This is a genomic window from Pseudoalteromonas sp. APC 3250 (assembly GCF_030407915.1).
In the GTDB taxonomy this organism is placed as follows: domain Bacteria; phylum Pseudomonadota; class Gammaproteobacteria; order Enterobacterales; family Alteromonadaceae; genus Pseudoalteromonas; species Pseudoalteromonas tetraodonis.
Genome location: NZ_JASDCM010000019.1, coordinates 22,334 through 39,878, shown reverse-complemented (window position 1 = coordinate 39,878; position 17,545 = coordinate 22,334). Strand labels below are relative to the sequence as shown.

At 40.3% G+C, this 17,545-nt stretch carries 14 protein-coding genes; 6 read left to right on the top strand and 8 right to left on the bottom strand.

Translation table 11 applies throughout. The annotated features are described in order from the left end of the window. Positions 1–131: 131 nt before the first annotated feature. From coaBC to QL986_RS16150, 5 genes are all read left to right on the top strand, one after another. Entirely contained in the window at positions 132–1,325 is a 1,194-nt protein-coding gene (coaBC, locus tag QL986_RS16170; RefSeq protein WP_028835621.1) for a bifunctional phosphopantothenoylcysteine decarboxylase/phosphopantothenate--cysteine ligase CoaBC, read from the top strand. Positions 1,326–1,548: 223 nt separating this feature from the next. Further along, positions 1,549–2,136 carry a nucleoid occlusion factor SlmA gene (slmA, locus tag QL986_RS16165; protein ID WP_008113236.1) on the top strand — a complete coding sequence of 196 codons (588 nt, stop codon included), beginning with the start codon at positions 1,549–1,551 and terminating at the stop codon, positions 2,134–2,136. Positions 2,137–2,479: 343 nt separating this feature from the next. Further along, positions 2,480–5,227, top strand: a complete 2,748-nt coding sequence (locus tag QL986_RS16160) for a prolyl oligopeptidase family serine peptidase (RefSeq protein WP_138764312.1) — start codon at positions 2,480–2,482, stop codon at positions 5,225–5,227. A 284-nt stretch (positions 5,228–5,511) separates the two neighbouring features. Further along, positions 5,512–6,600: a GGDEF domain-containing protein gene (locus tag QL986_RS16155; RefSeq protein ID WP_290191712.1), complete on the top strand. Its 1,089-nt coding sequence runs from the start codon at positions 5,512–5,514 to the stop codon at positions 6,598–6,600. A 208-nt stretch (positions 6,601–6,808) separates the two neighbouring features. Next, entirely contained in the window at positions 6,809–7,687 is an 879-nt protein-coding gene (locus QL986_RS16150) for a Fic family protein (protein ID WP_290191711.1), read from the top strand. A gap of 102 nt (positions 7,688–7,789) precedes the next feature. Here QL986_RS16150 and QL986_RS16145 read toward each other — a convergent pair whose 3' ends face one another. Further along, positions 7,790–8,974, bottom strand: coding sequence for an NAD(P)/FAD-dependent oxidoreductase (locus QL986_RS16145; protein WP_290191710.1), 1,185 nt, complete (start codon positions 8,972–8,974; stop codon positions 7,790–7,792). Positions 8,975–9,422: 448 nt separating this feature from the next. Here QL986_RS16145 and QL986_RS16140 point away from each other — a divergent pair, with 448 nt between their 5' ends. Continuing rightward, positions 9,423–11,552, top strand: coding sequence for a S8 family peptidase (locus QL986_RS16140; RefSeq protein ID WP_290191709.1), 2,130 nt, complete (start codon positions 9,423–9,425; stop codon positions 11,550–11,552). Between the two features lie 71 nt (positions 11,553–11,623). Here QL986_RS16140 and QL986_RS16135 read toward each other — a convergent pair whose 3' ends face one another. From QL986_RS16135 to rplU, 7 genes are all read right to left on the bottom strand, one after another. Then, complete coding sequence (locus QL986_RS16135) at positions 11,624–12,097, bottom strand: peroxiredoxin (RefSeq protein ID WP_013465916.1); 474 nt, start codon at positions 12,095–12,097, stop codon at positions 11,624–11,626. A 74-nt stretch (positions 12,098–12,171) separates the two neighbouring features. Then, positions 12,172–14,112 carry a methyl-accepting chemotaxis protein gene (locus tag QL986_RS16130; protein ID WP_290191708.1) on the bottom strand — a complete coding sequence of 647 codons (1,941 nt, stop codon included), beginning with the start codon at positions 14,110–14,112 and terminating at the stop codon, positions 12,172–12,174. 183 nt (positions 14,113–14,295) lie between these two features. Then, positions 14,296–14,670 (bottom strand): DUF3718 domain-containing protein, encoded by a 375-nt coding sequence (locus QL986_RS16125; RefSeq protein ID WP_013465918.1) that lies wholly within the window; start codon positions 14,668–14,670, stop codon positions 14,296–14,298. Between the two features lie 82 nt (positions 14,671–14,752). Next, positions 14,753–15,244, bottom strand: a complete 492-nt coding sequence (folA, locus tag QL986_RS16120) for a type 3 dihydrofolate reductase (protein WP_024601745.1) — start codon at positions 15,242–15,244, stop codon at positions 14,753–14,755. Between the two features lie 71 nt (positions 15,245–15,315). Next, positions 15,316–16,467 carry an Obg family GTPase CgtA gene (cgtA, locus tag QL986_RS16115; RefSeq protein WP_013465920.1) on the bottom strand — a complete coding sequence of 384 codons (1,152 nt, stop codon included), beginning with the start codon at positions 16,465–16,467 and terminating at the stop codon, positions 15,316–15,318. Positions 16,468–16,621: 154 nt separating this feature from the next. Further along, positions 16,622–16,879, bottom strand: a complete 258-nt coding sequence (gene rpmA / locus QL986_RS16110; protein ID WP_008114963.1) for a 50S ribosomal protein L27 — start codon at positions 16,877–16,879, stop codon at positions 16,622–16,624. A 16-nt stretch (positions 16,880–16,895) separates the two neighbouring features. Beyond that, the gene (gene rplU, locus QL986_RS16105; RefSeq protein ID WP_004587921.1) at positions 16,896–17,207 is read right to left on the bottom strand and encodes a 50S ribosomal protein L21; all 312 of its coding nucleotides are present in this window, start codon (positions 17,205–17,207) and stop codon (positions 16,896–16,898) included. Positions 17,208–17,545: the final 338 nt, after the last annotated feature.

Below are 17,545 nucleotides of genomic sequence, written 5' to 3'. Positions count from 1 at the left end.
TGAAAGATTACTGTACTGTATAACTGTAATGCAAAATCAAAAATTAGCGCGATAAAACGCATTTTATCTTAGCTGTCACGCTCAAGATTTGTTATTTTAGCCACCATATTTTATAAAATTGATGAACAACCATGATTAATTTAACAAATAAAAAAATAGTGCTGGGTATTAGCGGTGGAATTGCAGCGTATAAATGTGCTGAACTCGTAAGACGCTTAAAAGACCATGGTTGTGACGTTAAAGTAGTAATGACCGAATCAGCAAAACATTTTATCACCCCGCTAACCATGCAAGCTGTGAGTGGTGAAATGGTGTCTGACTCATTACTAGACCCATCAGCCGAAGCCGCTATGGGGCACATTGAATTTGCAAAATGGGCTGATTTAATTTTAGTTGCCCCTGCCACTAGCAATATTATTGCTAAAATGGCCGCAGGGATTGCTGACGACTTGCTCACGACTTTATTACTTGCAACCCCCGCAAAAGTTGCCATAGCACCAGCTATGAATCAGCAAATGTATGCTCACCCTGCAACGCAAGCTAATTTAGCCACTTTAAAAGCACGTAACGTTGCTATATGGGGGCCAGGCAAAGGCGAGCAAGCCTGTGGCGATGTAGGTGCTGGGCGAATGCTTGAACCGCATGAATTAGTGAGCTTATGCACTGAACCTGCGCAACCACAACTCTTAGCAGGTAAAACCATTACTATTACCGCAGGCCCAACCCGTGAACCTCTCGATCCTGTTCGTTTTATATCAAATCACAGCTCTGGAAAAATGGGCTATGCACTGGCGCAAGCTGCGTTATTATTTGGCGCACACGTGAACTTAATTTCAGGCCCAGTAACTATTACAGCACCGCAAGGCGTTAATTTAATTAATATAGAAAGTGCTGAACAGTTACTGCATGAGTCACTCAAATATGCGCCTCACTCAGATGCCTTTATTGGTTGTGCCGCTGTGGCCGATTATCGTGCAGCAAGTATCGCTACGCAAAAAATGAAAAAACAAGGCGATGAACTCACTCTTAGCTTAGTTAAAAACCCAGATGTAATAGCCGCGGTTGCAAACCTCACACAAAACCGCCCTTACACCGTCGGCTTCGCCGCAGAAACGCAGAACGTTGCTAATTACGCAAAGGGGAAACTAACCAATAAAAACCTCGATATGATTTGTGCCAACGATGTATCGCACAGTGATGTAGGCTTTAATTCTGAGCGCAACGCACTCACCCTGTATTGGCAAAATGAACAACTCGACTTACCTGAAACCAGTAAAATAGAAATAGCGGTTAAAGTGATCGAGCAGCTCGCCAAACGATTATAAAAAGGCTGGAAACAAACTGAATAAAACATTAACATGATGACGCCTTGTGACCTTTTAGTGTAATTTTACTGCGCTAAAATAGCTTAACGCTTGCGCATTACTAATGTATCGCTGTAATACGTGCAAAAACACCCCATTGAGTATTGCGCGCTGTAACACTTGGCACAAAGCTATGTTATCGCACATTTATGTTGAAAAAAATAACTATTAAAAAGGAATGTTCATGCCTGCGACAAAAAAAAGTAATCGCAAAGAGCAAATACTGCAAGCACTCGCACAAATGTTAGAAACCAGCCCAGGCCAGCGTATTACAACAGCCAAACTTGCCGCAGAAGTTGGCGTATCTGAAGCCGCTCTTTATCGCCACTTTCCTAGTAAAGCACGCATGTTTGAAGGGTTAATTGAATTTATTGAAGACACGCTGCTATCACGTATTAATCTTATTTTAGATAACGAGAAAGAAAGTAAAGCACGTGTATACAACACCCTATTACTGCTGCTAACGTTTGCTGAAAAAAACCCAGGCATAACCCGTATATTAACAGGCGATGCTCTACAGGGTGAACAAGAGCGACTTCGTGAGCGTGTACAAGGCTTGTTTGAAAAGCTAGAAACCCAATTCAAACAGATTCTTAGAGAGCGTAAATTACGTGAAGGTAAAAACTTTCAAAGTGATGAACTGACCCTAGCTAACTTTTTGCTTGCCTACGTTGAGGGTAAAATGAACCAATTTGTGCGCAGTAATTTTAGTGCACGACCTAGCGAGCAATTTGAAAAACAATGGCCAGAATTACAAAAAATTTGGTTATAAGGTTTAGTTAATTTTGCTAGCAAGGTTATTAAATTAAACTATTTAGCCATTTCTTATAATCTATTCCACATAAACTCTGTGTTCTTTTTATAAATTAGACTTAAAAATAAATTTGAACACAGAGCTGAAAATAAAAAAATTGAAAACCACAATTAAACTTCCGCTTCCCTAACTTTTTACGGATACTTAGCACCTCGCATCCCGTAGCCCGAAAGTTTTACCTTTCACCTTTTACCTTTTATTTTTAACCTCTCATCTCTGCCCTGCTACCACTTATCGTATCTACTCGAATTGTTATTAAAACTCGTTACAATAAAATAATGTTAAAAAACGAGAATCTATAATGAAAACACAACTCACTCTTGTAGGCTGTGCACTTATTACCAGCTTAACGAGCGCCAGTGCTTTAGCTAATAAGCCACTAGAATTTAAAGATGTATTTGATTTTAAATCTGCAAAAGGCACGCAGCTTTCTGAAAATGGTCAAATCCTTTCTTTAAGTGCAACCCCTTATCGCGGGAATGCTACAGGGAAAGTCTACTCACTCAATAGCAATAAGCTTATTGCTGAAGTGGAACGAGGAACCCGTCCTACCATTAGCAAAATGGCAAACTGGGTCGCATTTACGCAGGTGCCTACTCTGCTTGAAAAAGAAACCACTAAGAAAAAAAGTGACTTAAAAAATAACTTAGTATTAGTGAACACCCAAACCGGTGAGCAGCAAAGCTTTAATAATGTAAAAGATTACGTGCTAGCTAATAACGGCCAGTGGCTGGCCTATCGCAAAAATGAAAACGCTGAAGAAGACGATAAAAAGCTCGACAACGATAGCGCTATCACTGCCGACAAAAAAGATAAAAGCTATCCGCTGGTTATCATCAACTTAAGTGATAAACGCACTCATACTCTTGAAAATGCCTTTACCTATGGCATTAGTGCCACCAGCGATCAGCTATTGGTGAGTCAAAGCTATGTGGATGGCGGCAATAATCAAATTACTTTATTCTCACTCGATAATTTTACCAGCACCGTATTAATTGATGAGCCTGGTGTGGTTGCTAGCAAAATAGCGTGGCACCCAATCGAAAAAACCGTTGCGTTTACCTTAGGCAACTATGTAAACGATGATAAGCGTCGTCGTCAGTACGAATTAACGCTATGGCAAAACGACACGCTAACCACTGTGCAATCACCTAACCCAGAATGGTTAATGGGCAAAACCGCTACATTAACTTGGGCCGAAGATGGTACACGTTTATACTTTGAAAACCGCCCAAAACTCGCAGCAAAAATTAAACAAAAAGAATACACAGATGAGTCATCACTGTATGACTTTGAGGTAATTCGCGACCATAAAGGGTTAAATGTATGGCACAACAATGACGCGCAAATTAAACCTCGCGAAGAGCAGCAATGGAATGAAAATAATAAAAACCGTCATTACACGGCGGTATACCATGTAAACTCACAGCAAGTCGTTCAGTTAAGCACGCCAAATATGCCTGAGCTGTCGCTTAATACTGAGCGTGCCACTTCATTGTTAGGCTACTCAAATTTAGCGCATCTTGAAAAAGTAATGTATGGCGGTTTTTTTGCTGACTACTTTGCTGTTGATATAAACACGGGTAAACAGACTCCTATCATTAACGACTATCCATTTAGACCGAGCCTTGCGCCCAATGGGCAGTTTGCTGCTTACTTTGATAATAACCAAGTACAGCTTAAAAACTTAGGTAATAATAAAGTGAGCGTACTCAGCAAGGCGATTAACGCCACGTTTGCCGATGACAAACACGACTATCCATCCAAGCAGCCTGGTTATGGTTTTGCAGGCTGGCTGAACGATAGCAGCGAAATACTGGTTTACAGCAAATACGATATTTGGTCATTTAACGTCAATACCAAGCAAGCTAAACGCTTAACTAATGGTAAAAAAAGTAACACGCAATACAGAGTGATCAAACTTGATAAAAACCAAGTAGCCTTTAACAACAATGATACGCTCCTGCTTTCTGCAATTAATTTACAAAGCAAGCAAAGTGAAGTGGCAAAACTTAATTTAGCAACTCTTGAAGTCACTAAATTACTTACAGGTAATAAGCGCTTTGATGTAATTAAAAAGGCCAAACATGCCGATAAATACTTATTTACTGAGCAAACCTATCAGCAATTTCCAGACATTTATCAAACAGACTCTAACTTTAAACAACCACAACGCGTAACTAACCTTAACCCTCAGATAAGCAACTTTGCTTGGGGACAAGCACCTGAACTCATTAGCTATAAAGGCTTTGATGGTGAAGATTTACAAGGGGTATTAATCAAGCCTGCCGGCTACAAAAAAGGCGATAAAGTGCCTGTTGTGGTGTACTTTTACCGCTACATGAGCCAGCGCATGTATGACTTTCCAAAAATGGAATTAAATCATCGCCCTAATTTCCCGATGTTTACCTCAAATGGCTACGCCATTTTTTTACCTGACATTCGCTTTGAAATAGGACACCCTGGTAAATCTTCAACTCAAACCATGATCAACGCCACCCAAAAGCTGATTGATTTAGGCATTGCCGACCCAGATAAAATAGGTTTACAAGGCCACTCTTGGGCGGGTTATCAAAGTGCATTTATGATCACCCAAACTGATATGTTTAAAGCAGTGGTATCGGGCGCGCCAGTGTCTAACATGACCAGTGCTTACAGTGGCATTCGCTTAAAATCTGGACTTGCACGCCAATTTCAATACGAAACAGGGCAAAGCCGTATTGGTAAAAATTTATTTGAAGCACCTGAGCTTTATATTGAAAACTCACCGGTATTTTTTGCCGATAAAGTAAACACGCCTATCTTAATTATGTTTGGCGACAAAGATGATGCGGTGCCATGGCATGAAGGCGTGCAATATTACTTAGCGCTTCGCCGCGCAGGTAAAGATGCAACCTTTTTACAATACGAAGGTGAACCACACCACTTGAAAAAGTTTCCTAATCAGGTCGATTTTTCAGTGCGTATGATGCAGTACTTTGATCATTATCTTAAAGGCAAACCGGCCGCTAAGTGGATGAAAGAAGGTGAAGCGTTTATCGAAGAGTAACCACTAGAAGTTAAAAACCCCGATAGCACTGCATGATATCGGGGTTTTTAACTATGTAACTATCAAAACTTTAAAGAGAGTGTCCAAAGTAATAATGTGCCCGTCAGATCTTTAGCTGAAGATCTACTCGCTATCACTGCAATGCAGAACTGTATTTTGCATACAAAAATAGCGCAAGCTAGATAACCCTTTCTTTTTGTAGTTATTTACTCGGTACTTTTATATGAGCGGGTTATGAGTAATAATCAGTTAATAAAAAAGACACAGTCTAAGAGAAATAAAGCATGCTAGATTTTTGGTACAAAGGACTACCACAGTATCCAAAAGATCATAAAGACTTTTGGCGCACACGCTTAATTGCTCATTCATTATTAACGGCAACCTGCTACTTTTTAGTTTTAACCCTACTCAACCTGTTCTACTTTCACAGTTACGATATTGCCGCCATTGATGCATTAGGCTTAGTTATATCATTAGCTATTTATGGCTGGTTTAGTAAAACTGCAAATGTAAGTGCTGCGGCATGGGCGGTTACATTTATGGTCGTTAGTTTAATAATGACATTTGTTATCTCTGTAGGTGGCCTTGCTCACTCTTTATTTTGGGCAACACTTATTCCCCCTTTTGCGTTTTTTTTAGTGGGTAGAAATTGGGGAAGCATTTTTAGCGCCATTGCTTTTTGTATTTGTGCTTACCTAACTTATAAGCAACAACAGCTAACCGTCACTATAGGGCTGGGCTCTTTATTTAATATCATTGAGGTCAGCATTGCCCATATCTTAATTTTCAGATTTTATGAAAAAACACGTTTTTCTGCATATGCGCATTTAACAACCCGTAATATAGAGATTCAACATCTCGCTGAAACAGATAAACTCACAGGGCTTTATAATAGGCAAAAATTTGATTATGCATTGTCGCAAGTCATTACCAGCAGCAAAGAAACAAAAACCACAAACTGCTTATTCATTTGTGACATTGATCACTTTAAGAAAATAAACGACGCCTATGGTCATTTAGTCGGTGATAAAGTGCTAGCTGAGTTTGCTAAACTAATTAAAAGTAGCATGCCCAACCACTCATTAATTGCACGTTGGGGGGGAGAAGAGTTTACTATTATTTTGCCAAACACCTCACTGACCAATGCATTAGCACAAGCAAACGCGTTAAAAGACTATATTTCGACACACCCTGTTGCCAACATTCAGCTAACCATAAGCATAGGGGTAGCTACCATCAGGTCTGATGATTCAGTTATTAGCGTGTTAGAACGTGCCGATGGCGCACTATACGAAGCTAAAAATAATGGTCGTAATTCAGTTTATTTTAGCGACAATAAACTAACAATAGTCGCTTCAGCTAGCCTTTTATAACTAAGGAAGGTACCCAATTAATGTATCGACACACACCAAACTAATTATAAAGAACCAATAACAGCACAAAAAACCAGACTAAAAACCCATTAAAACTGACTTTTAAACTCAGTTCGCGTATTCTTAACCCCCTGATTTGAATAACCCCTATACCAAAATGAGCAACGCCACTCCCCCCTTCTCTATTTCAGCTAGCATGACTCACAGTATGGTAAATATTAGTGAAGTTTTAGGCAAAATCAGTGCCTTATATTCTCCTGCAATGCTTGAGCACTATAAGCAACAAAAAACCGCCTCCCTGCAAATCAATAACCTTGATATTCAATCAATATCATCTGGCCTATCAACCCCTGATAGCTTATTAGCCTTGCATCGAAGCTTAATCAAAGATCTGAGTGAAAAATCGGGCAGTTATAGGCAGCAAAGTTTAGCGTTAAAAAGTGGTTTGCAAATGGCACCACAAGCAATGCGAGTACCACAAATGGTAGAGGAGTTATTTGCTTGGTTTAAAACAACCGCGCATCATCCTTTAATCAGTAGTGCAGTATGCCATTATGAATTACAGTTTATTCAACCTTTTGCACAGGGTAATACTGAAATAGCGTGTACGTGGCAAACTCTGCAATTATCGCAATGGCATTCGCTATTTTCACTAATAAACATTAACAATGTTATAGCGACAACTCGCCAACATTACTTTGAAAGCATTAACCTAAGTACCAAGTCCGGTGACTCATCCGTGTTTATTGAGTATATGTTGGAAGCATTACTAGCGGCACTAAATTCATTAGAAAGTGATTTAAAATCAATAACAAAATCCAAAAACCCCCAACAACCCCCTCAAGTTAAACAGGCTATAAATGTAGACTTACAAGCCCCCCAAGTCATCGCTTTAATTAATGTATTTACCCAAAGCGAAAAGCCATTAAACCGACAAGAGCTACAAAATAAGCTTGGATTAAAAGACCGTAAACATTTTAGAGAGCGCTACTTAAAGCCTGCCATTGAGGCTGGAATTATAGAAATGACTATTCCCGAAAAACCAAATAGCAAAATGCAGCAGTATAAACTTACCCAGACGAGTTAAAAACTTAAGTTATAAACAGAGCAGGAATAAACGCCACCTCAAAGATGAAGTGGCGTGTTAATACGCTGTTTGCAGCGAAATTTTATAATTGATTAAAAACGACTACGCGTACTGCCCGGCGGCAAATCCACAGCTCCACGCGTATTGGAAATTATAGCCTCCTAGCCAACCCGTTACATCGGTTACTTCGCCAATAAAGTATAAGCCTTTGGCTTTTTTAGCCTCAAATGTCTTTGAACTCAACTCGTCGGTATCTACACCGCCTAAAGTCACTTCTGCGGTTCTGTAACCCTCAGTACCATTTGGTTTAATTTGCCACGCATGAATATAATCAGCAAGCGCATCTATTTGGCCATGCGTTAGTTGATTAATATTACAATCGGGAATGGCGTTACTGTCGTGGAGTATTTCTACAAAGCGTTTAGGTAGGATAGTCGCGAGGCTATTTTTCAACGATTTTTGCGCTTGTGTTTCTCGCCAATCAGCTAGCTGTTGCTTTAAATCTAGTTCAGGCAGTAAATTGATCGTTACCGCCTGACCTGCTCGCCAAAATGAGCTTATTTGCAATATAGCAGGCCCAGATAGACCACGATGAGTAAATAAAATATTCTCTTTAAATACGGTGCCATCTTCGCTTGCAACTTCACAAGGAATACTAATACCCGAAAGCCCTTCAAAACGGTCTTTATCGTGCTGATGTAAGGTAAAGGGAACTAAAGCAGCCATAGTCGGCAATATCTTTAAGCCAAATTGCTCTGCAATTTTATAGCCGATTGGCGTAGCACCCAGTTTAGGCATGGTTAACCCACCCGATGCAACCACAAGCGACTCACAAGTAAGTGTTTCTTGTTCAGTAGTCACACTATAGCCGGTAGCTGTTTTAGCGACATTTAACACTTCGCTGTGCAGTTTAATAGTAACGCCCGCCCACTCACACTCGGTTAGTAAAATATCAACAATGTCTTGTGCGCTATTGTCACAAAATAATTGCCCGAGTGTCTTATGGTGATATGTCAAACCATGTCGGTCTACAAGCTCTACAAAGTCGTGCTGCGTATAACGACTTAAGCACGATTTTACAAAATGGGGGTTTGCGCATAAATAGTTGCTAGGGCTTGCATTTTCATTGGTAAAATTACAACGCCCACCGCCACTAATTAAAATTTTACGTCCTGGCTTTTTACCCATATCAAGTACTGTGACGCTTCGACCGCGATACCCTGCTTGTGCCGCACACATTAAACCAGCGGCTCCGGCACCAATCACTATCACATCAACGTGAGTCATTTAGTTATCTCTTAAAAACTTTTGTGAATTATAACAAAGTTTCAATAATAACCAGATAGCCAGAGCGTGTTTATCTTAAGCGTAAGCAGGACGAAGAAGCTTTGCTCGATTTTTACTTAGCCCACAAGGTTACAAATCGCGCGCCGTGATTGTCTTCTTCCTAGATTGAACTTATTTTAATCCGCAAAGGTCAACACCCCTTTTGTATTGTTTTTAATTTATCAATAAAAGTTAATTAATGATAAAAAACACCAAAAAAAATCTAATACATTAGGATCGTTAATAGCAATAAAACAAACACAAAACAACTGAAAGCGCACTAAATACGCGGTTATAACTAAATGAAATAGGTACATACGTATTTAATATTTCAAAATAGTTAACAGATCATTTACCTTTGTACCCGCTTTGTGGATTTTCACAAATAATAATAAAACTAAGGGTAATTATGACTTCTAATAATTCATTCAAAAAATGCGCTGTTGCGCTAACAATAAGTACACTCTTTGCTGCCAGCTCAAGCATGGCAAACCCAGCGCAAGCAATCGCACCTTCAATGGCAGAAACCTCAGCCAAGTTACAAAATCAAGGTGGCTTTGAGACTCAATTCATCATTAAATATAAGAATAACAACGATATGATAAGTACCTCAACCGCTGATGTATCACCAGCAATGATGAATAAAAAAGCGCAAAGCTTTGTAAAAAACTTCACCTCAAAAAAAGGCAAAGTTAAAGCCAAGTATGTCCGCGCAATGGCACTCAATAACCATCACGTAATGCGTGCCGATAAAAAACTCAACGCCGAAGAAGCTCAGCAGTTCATGCAGGAAATGGTTAATTCAGGTAATGTTGAATATATTGAAGTCGATCAAATGCTAAAACCATTTGCGACACCAAATGACCCGCGTTATGGCGATCAATGGCATTACTATGAGCAAGCCGGTGGACTTAACCTACCAACAGCTTGGGATACAGCAACAGGCAGTGGTGTGGTTGTCGCTGTGCTTGATACGGGATACCGCCCTCACGCTGATTTAAACGCTAATATTTTACCAGGCTACGATATGATCTCTAATCTATCAGTCGCCAATGATGGCAATGGCCGTGACAACGATGCTCGCGATCCAGGGGATGCGGTTGCAGCTGGTGAATGTGGTAATAACGGTGCACAAGGCTCTAGTTGGCATGGTACTCACGTTGCAGGCACTGTCGCTGCAGTAACGAATAACGGTGAAGGCGTTGCTGGAGTTGCTTATGACGCCAAAGTAGTACCAGTGCGTGTATTGGGTAAATGTGGCGGTTTAACCTCAGATATTGCTGACGGTATCATTTGGGCCTCAGGTGGTAATGTGTCGGGTACATCAGCAAATGCTAATCCTGCTGATGTAATTAACATGAGTTTAGGTGGTGCGGGTGCATGTAGTTCAACCACGCAAAATGCCATTAATACCGCTCGTAACAACGGCACAGTTGTTGTTATTGCTGCAGGTAACGATAACGATAATTCTGCAAACTACAACCCAGGTAACTGTAATGGTGTTGTTAATGTTGCATCGGTTGGCCGTAATGGTGGCCGCGCTTATTACTCAAATTACGGAAGTAATATTGATGTGGCAGCACCGGGTGGCGCGCAAAGCTTTGCCAATGACTCTGAAGGTGTTTTATCAACTTACAATTCGGGCTCAACAACACCATCAAGCGACAGTTATGGCTTTTCGCAAGGCACCTCAATGGCGGCTCCTCATGTTGCGGGTGTTGCTGCACTGATCAAACAAGCAAAACCAAACGCGACTCCTGATGAAATAGAAAGTATTTTAAAAACAACCACTCGTCCATTCTCTGCCACGTGTACCAGCTGTGGTACAGGTATTGTTGATGCGGCCGCTGCGGTTGCTGCAGCATCTGGTGGTACACCGCCAACAACGGGTGATAACGAACTTGTTGATGGAGAAGTCAAAACCGGTTTAAGCGGTGCGGCAAGTGCACAAGACTTTTACACTATGACAGTACCAAGTGGTGCAACCAATGTTACTTTCACTATGAGTGGTGGCACAGGGGATGCTGACTTGTATGTACGTGCAGGTAGTAAACCAACCTCAACCACTTATGATTGTCGTCCATATAAAGGTGGAAACAGTGAAGAATGTTCTATTGATAGTCCAACAGCCGGCACTTATCATGTAATGCTGCGTGGTTATTCAGCCTACAGTGGCGTGAGTTTAGTCGGTAACATTACGGGTGGTTCAACAGGTGGTGGTTCAGGCACACCTCAAGCAGGTGGTGGCACAGTGTATGATATCACAGCAAATGCAGGTCAGTGGAAACATTACACGCTAGATGTACCGGCGGGTATGGCAAACTTTACTGTTACAACGTCAGGCGGCACCGGTGATGCAGACTTATTTGTAAAATTTGGTAGCCAGCCAACAAGCTCAAGCTATGATTGTCGTCCATATAAAAATGGTAACGCCGAAACTTGTACTTTTAGTAATCCTCAAGCGGGAACATGGCACTTAAGTGTTAATGCGTATCAAACATTCTCTGGTTTAACGCTAAGCGGTCAATACCAGCCATAAAACATCCTCTCTTTAGATAAAAAGCCGATACACTGTATCGGCTTTTTATTCTCTGATTAAAGTCGTCAGTGTTAAAGCGTTGCTAAAACAGCTTCAGCACTGCTTATTACAAACTCTTTGTCTTGTTCTACAAATAGACCAGTAACAACACCATTATCAACAACCATCGCGTATCGTTTTGAGCGTATTCCACCAAAGCCTGCGGTATCTTTTTCAAGCCCTAAAGCACGGGTAAAACTAGCATCACCGTCTGCAAGCATATCTATATGCTCTGCATTTTGTGACTCACCCCACGCTTTCATCACAAATGCATCGTTTACCGATACACAATAGATAGCGTTAATACCTTTAGCCTTAATTTTATCGGCTAGCGCGATATATCCAGGTAAATGAGCATTCGAACACGTTGGTGTAAAAGCGCCTGGCACTGCAAATAACACGACTTTTTTATCTGCAAATAATTCATTGCTTGTCAGTGTTTGCATACCGTCATCGGTTAGCTTAGATAGACTAACTGCGGGTATTGTTTGACCTTGTTCAATCATGTTAAATCCTTTGGGTAATTACGTAGACTTTTAGCATACAGGTTAATATTTACGGTTTCGAGTTTATACCGCGATTAAACTGCATCACTGTCTAAACCCAATCCCTTTCTAATTGTTGCCATTTGCAGCTCTAGCTGCGAGCGAATATCAGACACCAACTCACTCGACTCATTTACTTGGCTTTTCATATTATGCATTGATTGGGTAAAGTCACTAAGGAAATTGCTTTGCTGTTTTGCAAGCTCCATTGCTTCAACTGCAACTGTGTTTGCCTGCTGAGCATTATTTGCGACCCCTTCAGAGTTTGCTTGAAGCTCTTGGGCATTTTCGGTTTGTAGCTGTGCATCCTCAGTTAACGCATTAATTTGTGAATAGACCATTTGAGAGTTCTCACTTAATAACGCCAGCTGATCGTTAATCTCTTTTAACGAACCTTGGGTTTGCATGGCTAATTGTCTTACTTCATCAGCAACCACCGCAAAACCTCGGCCTTGCTCACCGGCTCTTGCTGATTCTATTGCAGCGTTCAGTGCTAATAAATTGGTTTGTTCAGCTATGGTGCGAATAACCGTTATTATATTACTCACTCCTTGTACGCCGCTCAGTAACTCTTGCACACTGTGCATACCTTGTTCAATACGTTGCTGTGTATCAGAACTCGCATTAAGCATATTTTTAGCAAAACCAACACTTTGCTGCATTGCCTCATAAGTACTTTGAGCATTTTCAGCAGCTTGAGCGTTAATATGATTAACCTGCTCACCTATGTGTTGAATATTTACTAGTAAACTTTCATTTTTAACAACTTGTTCGTAGCTAGTCGCGCTTTTTGTACCTATTTTTTCTAAATGCTCACTCATTTGCTCCATGAAGTCACTAACGACACCAAGCATACTCGCTCTTTCTTGCGCCTCCAGACGCTGGCGCTCAATTAACAGGTTAAAATACTGCGCTATTTCACCAACCTCTGTTTTAGGATTATTCACTGTAATATTTTTTAACTCATTACTTTCGATTAAAAATGCAAACCCATCTCGTAGTTGCCGCAAAGGCTGTAAAACCTGTTTACGTTGCACCCAATAAACACCAAAAGCTAATATTACTAAACCACCTATTGCAATTCCAAACACCCAAAATACTTGTTGTTTAACGGTATCTTGCTGCGCTTTTAATGTTTGCTCTGCCTCAATCACTGTTTTTGATAACACGCTAATTTGTTCACGTAACTCATTCGTTCCAGAATTACGCTGCTTTGCTTGCGATAAAGTACTGCTTAAATCACGTAAATAGCGCTTAGGCCAACTAACCAACTCCGCTTTTATATCAGCAGCCAAATCCTCTGGCTCCTCATCTACAAATAAAGCAAATTCATCAACCTCAGTCATCACTCCTAAATTAGGCAACTGTGCAATTTTTGCAGCGAGTAAGTTTAAATTTTTTACGCTTTGTTGCAGGCTTTTTTCAATTTCAGGCTGGTAATCATTTAGCAGTTGATAGGTCGATAAAGATAAATTAACCACTTCACTATAATAATCACTCGCCAACTTATTGTAGCTTAGAGCATGGCTACTTTGAGTTGATGCTTTTTGTACATAATTTATAAGCGATGACGCTGAGCCCGCCATTTGTCTCAGTGCATTGTCTAAAAGCGCAGTTTCGTTACCTGAGAGCTTTCCTAGTGCTCTGTATTTACCGTTAATGTCTTTATTTAGTGAAAATAGCTGTGTTGAAAGGCGCACCTCTAACTCAGAGGGAAGTACAGTTAGCTGCTGCGCTTTAAGTTGCTCAATTAAAACTGAAGATTGCGTCAGGTATTGGCTATTGCCTCGTGCCAAGTAGTCTTCTAAAAGGCCAGCAAGATCGACCATTATGGTATTTTTTAATTGGCTATAAGCAATATCTTGTTGTTGAATTTTTAGTAATGTATGACTTGCCCATAACAAGGTAGCGGCGAGCAACACACTGGCTAACGTTAATAAAATAGCTAAAAGACGGGTAAAAAATGATACACGCATAAACATATCTCAAAAGTGACATTCATACAGAGTATTGAATTTTTATGACATTTTTATGTAAAAGACTTAATTAGGGTAATAGTCAGGTGTATTGAGAGATAGATAAAGACTCAATAGAAGGATGTTTTAAGTAACTAATAAAAAACCGCGTATAAACGCGGTTTTTTTAAATTAAGCTTTTAATTAAAGGCCTGCGCGGTCTTTAATAATAGGGATTAAAGCTGAACCAGCATGATTTGCCTCAGCCCAAGCGATATCTGCGCCATCTTCAAGTGAGCTTTTTGATAAGTTTTTAACAATGTACTCACCCGTATCAACCGCATTACTTGCAACAGCGTGACGCAATAAGTTGTTACCATTACAGAAAACTGCATCATAGATATTACGTACTTTCACACGTGAACTTTTTAGTTTGCTACGCAGACGATTTTTATCATCAGCGGCAATGTATTCACAGACTGAAACAGCTAACTGATCATCAGCGCTTACAGGCGCAGTATAAGCGAACGAACCCGCTGCAATAGCAGCAATTACAACTAGCTTTGGTAATTTAATCATTGATTGGACACCCTATATTAATACTTTTTTCGTACTCGACTGTTTAATATTGTACCAACACGCTCAGATTTTCGCAATAATGTTAAGAAACTTTATTCAAAGTTACGAACTTATAACTATATTTATTTTTATCATCGGGCGTCATCAACATTTCATCTTCAATTTGCCAGTTTGCAACACTTTTATAATCAGGAAATTGTGTATCCCCTTCAACATCTAAGTCTATAAAGGTTAAATACAAGCGCTGCGCCTGCGCTAAAAACTGCTGGTAGATGTTTCCGCCACCAATTATCATCACCTCTGCAACATCATTAACAAGCTCAAGTGCAGCTTCTGGTGTGGTTACTGTTTCAATTCCTGATGCGTGATAGTCTTTATTACGAGTAATAATAATATTACGTCGCCCAGGTAACGGTCGGCCTATTGATTCAAATGTTTTGCGCCCCATAATAACGGGTTTACCAGAGGTTACTTTTTTAAAGTGCTGAAGGTCACCAGGTAAATGCCATGGCATTTTATTATCTAAGCCAATGACACGGTTATTTGCCATTGCTGCAATCATTGAAATTATCACACTAAATACCCAATACTTTATTACTAATCAAAGAAAAAGGAGCGTTAGCTCCTTTTAAATATAAACAATTATTAACGCTCGTAGACAACTTCTACGTCGTAATCATCTTCATCCCAATCATCCCAGTCATCATCATCGCCTTTAGTGGCTTTTTGATGGTAGGTATCCCACTTAAATTCAACCTCTTCGTCTGCCACTTCAACAAACTTCTCTTTAGGCATGTTATCAAGTAGCGTCATGATGTCGTGAATTAATGGCTGCGTATTTAATTTATTAATTGCAGCAATACTGTAAATATTTTCAGACTCACCCAACTCTTCTGCAATTTGCTCACATAAGGCTTTGGCTTCATCTTCAGGCAATAAATCAATTTTATTAAATACTAACCAGCGTGGCTTTTCAGCAAGCTTAGGGCTGTACTGGTGTAGCTCGTTGATGATTGCAAATGCATTATCAACAGGGTTAGAGCCATCAACTGGCATTACATCTATAATATGTAAAAGCACACGACAACGCTCTAAATGCTTTAAGAAGCGAATACCTAATCCCGCACCCTCTGACGCGCCTTCAATCAAACCTGGAATATCAGCAATTACAAATGATTTGTTTGCTTCAGGACGAACAACCCCTAAGTTAGGAATCAGCGTAGTAAATGGATAATCAGCTACTTTAGGTTTTGCAGCTGACACACTGCGGATAAAGGTTGATTTACCTGCATTTGGTAAGCCTAGTAAGCCGACATCAGCCAGTAGCATTAGCTCTAACTTAAGGTTACGTACTTCACCCGGTGTGCCAAGTGTTTTTTGACGTGGAGCACGATTAGTACTTGATTTAAAACGCGCATTCCCCAAGCCATGGAAACCGCCTTTTGCAACCACAATTCGTTGACCATCTTGGGTTAAATCCCCTAATGATTCTTGTGTATCAACATCAATAATACGTGTACCAACAGGCACTTTAACGATCAGGTCTTCACCTTTTTTACCCGTACAATTACGGCTTTGACCGTTTGTACCGCGTTCTGCTCTGTGAAAACGCTCAAATTGATAGTCAATAAGGGTATTTAAGTTTTCATCAGCTTGTAGATAAACACTACCACCGTCTCCACCGTCACCGCCATCAGGTCCACCATCTGGAACATATTTCTCACGACGAAAAGACACGATGCCGCTGCCACCGTCACCAGCTTCTGCGCGAATTTCTACTTCATCTACAAACTTCATGATTACTCACTTTAGGGATTGGCTTGTTAATAACTCTATTATATACCTAAGTGGCCTATAGAGCACACTGAGCATAAAAACACTTGGGTATATATTTAAATATGCTTAAAACAAAAAACCCCGCAAAGGCGGGGTTTTTTAACTACCTTACTGATTACTCAGCTACGATAGTTACGTATTTACGGTTTAAAGGACCTTTTTGTTCAAACTGAACTTTACCATCTGCTTTTGCGAAGATAGTGTGGTCTTTACCGATACCTACGTTTGCGCCTGGGTGGAAACGAGTTCCACGCTGACGAACAATGATGCTACCCGCTAGAACTGATTCGCCACCAAAACGCTTAACACCTAGGCGTTTGCTTTCTGAATCGCGACCGTTACGAGTACTACCAGCTGCTTTTTTATGTGCCATTTCTAAGTACCTCTAATTAAGCGCTAATGCCAGTGATTTTAACTTCTGTGAACCATTGACGATGGCCCATTTGCTTACGAGAATGCTTACGGCGTCTAAATTTAACAACCTTAATCTTCTCACCGCGACCGTGTGAAACAACCTCAGCTGTTACTTTACCACCGTTTACGAACGGTACACCAATCTCGATCTTCTCACCATCAGCAACTAAAAGTACTGAATCAAATTCAACTGCTGCACCAGTTTCAACGTCTAATTTCTCAAGACGAATTGTTTGACCTTCAGTCACACGGTGCTGTTTACCACCACTTTGGAAAACCGCGTACATAATTAACTCCGTCTGTGCGCCCTCAAATCGACGCAACTAAAATATTCTTCAATAGGGCGCGAAGTTTACGCTAATGCGTAAAAACTAGCAAGCCTCTTTTTGTAATTAAATGAATAAAAAGTAGCTGCATTGAGAGCAATTCAATATTTCCTCTATTTTATATTAAAATCCCCCTTTGCCAAGCGCTTTTTAACGGTTACAGAAAATAAATTAGCAAGAGCAAAGCGAGCCTATGTAGTTCAATTAACCGCCAAGGGTGATTCAAAATTAAACCAGGGTGTTTAATCAATTATTCACAAGGTTAATAGGTCATTTAACCTACTTAAGGGTGTTTTTTT

Bases quoted from the DNA above. Each gene is read 5' to 3' on its own strand.
- QL986_RS16130 (WP_290191708.1), bottom strand. From the start codon at position 14,112: ATGCGTGTATCATTTTTTACCCGTCTTTTAGCTATTTTATTAACGTTA.
- QL986_RS16145 (WP_290191710.1), bottom strand. From the start codon at position 8,974: ATGACTCACGTTGATGTGATAGTGATTGGTGCCGGAGCCGCTGGTTTA.
- slmA (WP_008113236.1), top strand. From the start codon at position 1,549: ATGCCTGCGACAAAAAAAAGTAATCGCAAAGAGCAAATACTGCAAGCA.
- rpmA (WP_008114963.1), bottom strand. From the start codon at position 16,879: ATGGCACATAAAAAAGCAGCTGGTAGTACTCGTAACGGTCGCGATTCA.
- cgtA (WP_013465920.1), bottom strand. From the start codon at position 16,467: ATGAAGTTTGTAGATGAAGTAGAAATTCGCGCAGAAGCTGGTGACGGT.
- rplU (WP_004587921.1), bottom strand. From the start codon at position 17,207: ATGTACGCGGTTTTCCAAAGTGGTGGTAAACAGCACCGTGTGACTGAA.
- QL986_RS16135 (WP_013465916.1), bottom strand. From the start codon at position 12,097: ATGATTGAACAAGGTCAAACAATACCCGCAGTTAGTCTATCTAAGCTA.
- coaBC (WP_028835621.1), top strand. From the start codon at position 132: ATGATTAATTTAACAAATAAAAAAATAGTGCTGGGTATTAGCGGTGGA.
- QL986_RS16155 (WP_290191712.1), top strand. From the start codon at position 5,512: ATGCTAGATTTTTGGTACAAAGGACTACCACAGTATCCAAAAGATCAT.
- QL986_RS16140 (WP_290191709.1), top strand. From the start codon at position 9,423: ATGACTTCTAATAATTCATTCAAAAAATGCGCTGTTGCGCTAACAATA.
- QL986_RS16150 (WP_290191711.1), top strand. From the start codon at position 6,809: ATGGTAAATATTAGTGAAGTTTTAGGCAAAATCAGTGCCTTATATTCT.
- QL986_RS16160 (WP_138764312.1), top strand. From the start codon at position 2,480: ATGAAAACACAACTCACTCTTGTAGGCTGTGCACTTATTACCAGCTTA.
- QL986_RS16125 (WP_013465918.1), bottom strand. From the start codon at position 14,670: ATGATTAAATTACCAAAGCTAGTTGTAATTGCTGCTATTGCAGCGGGT.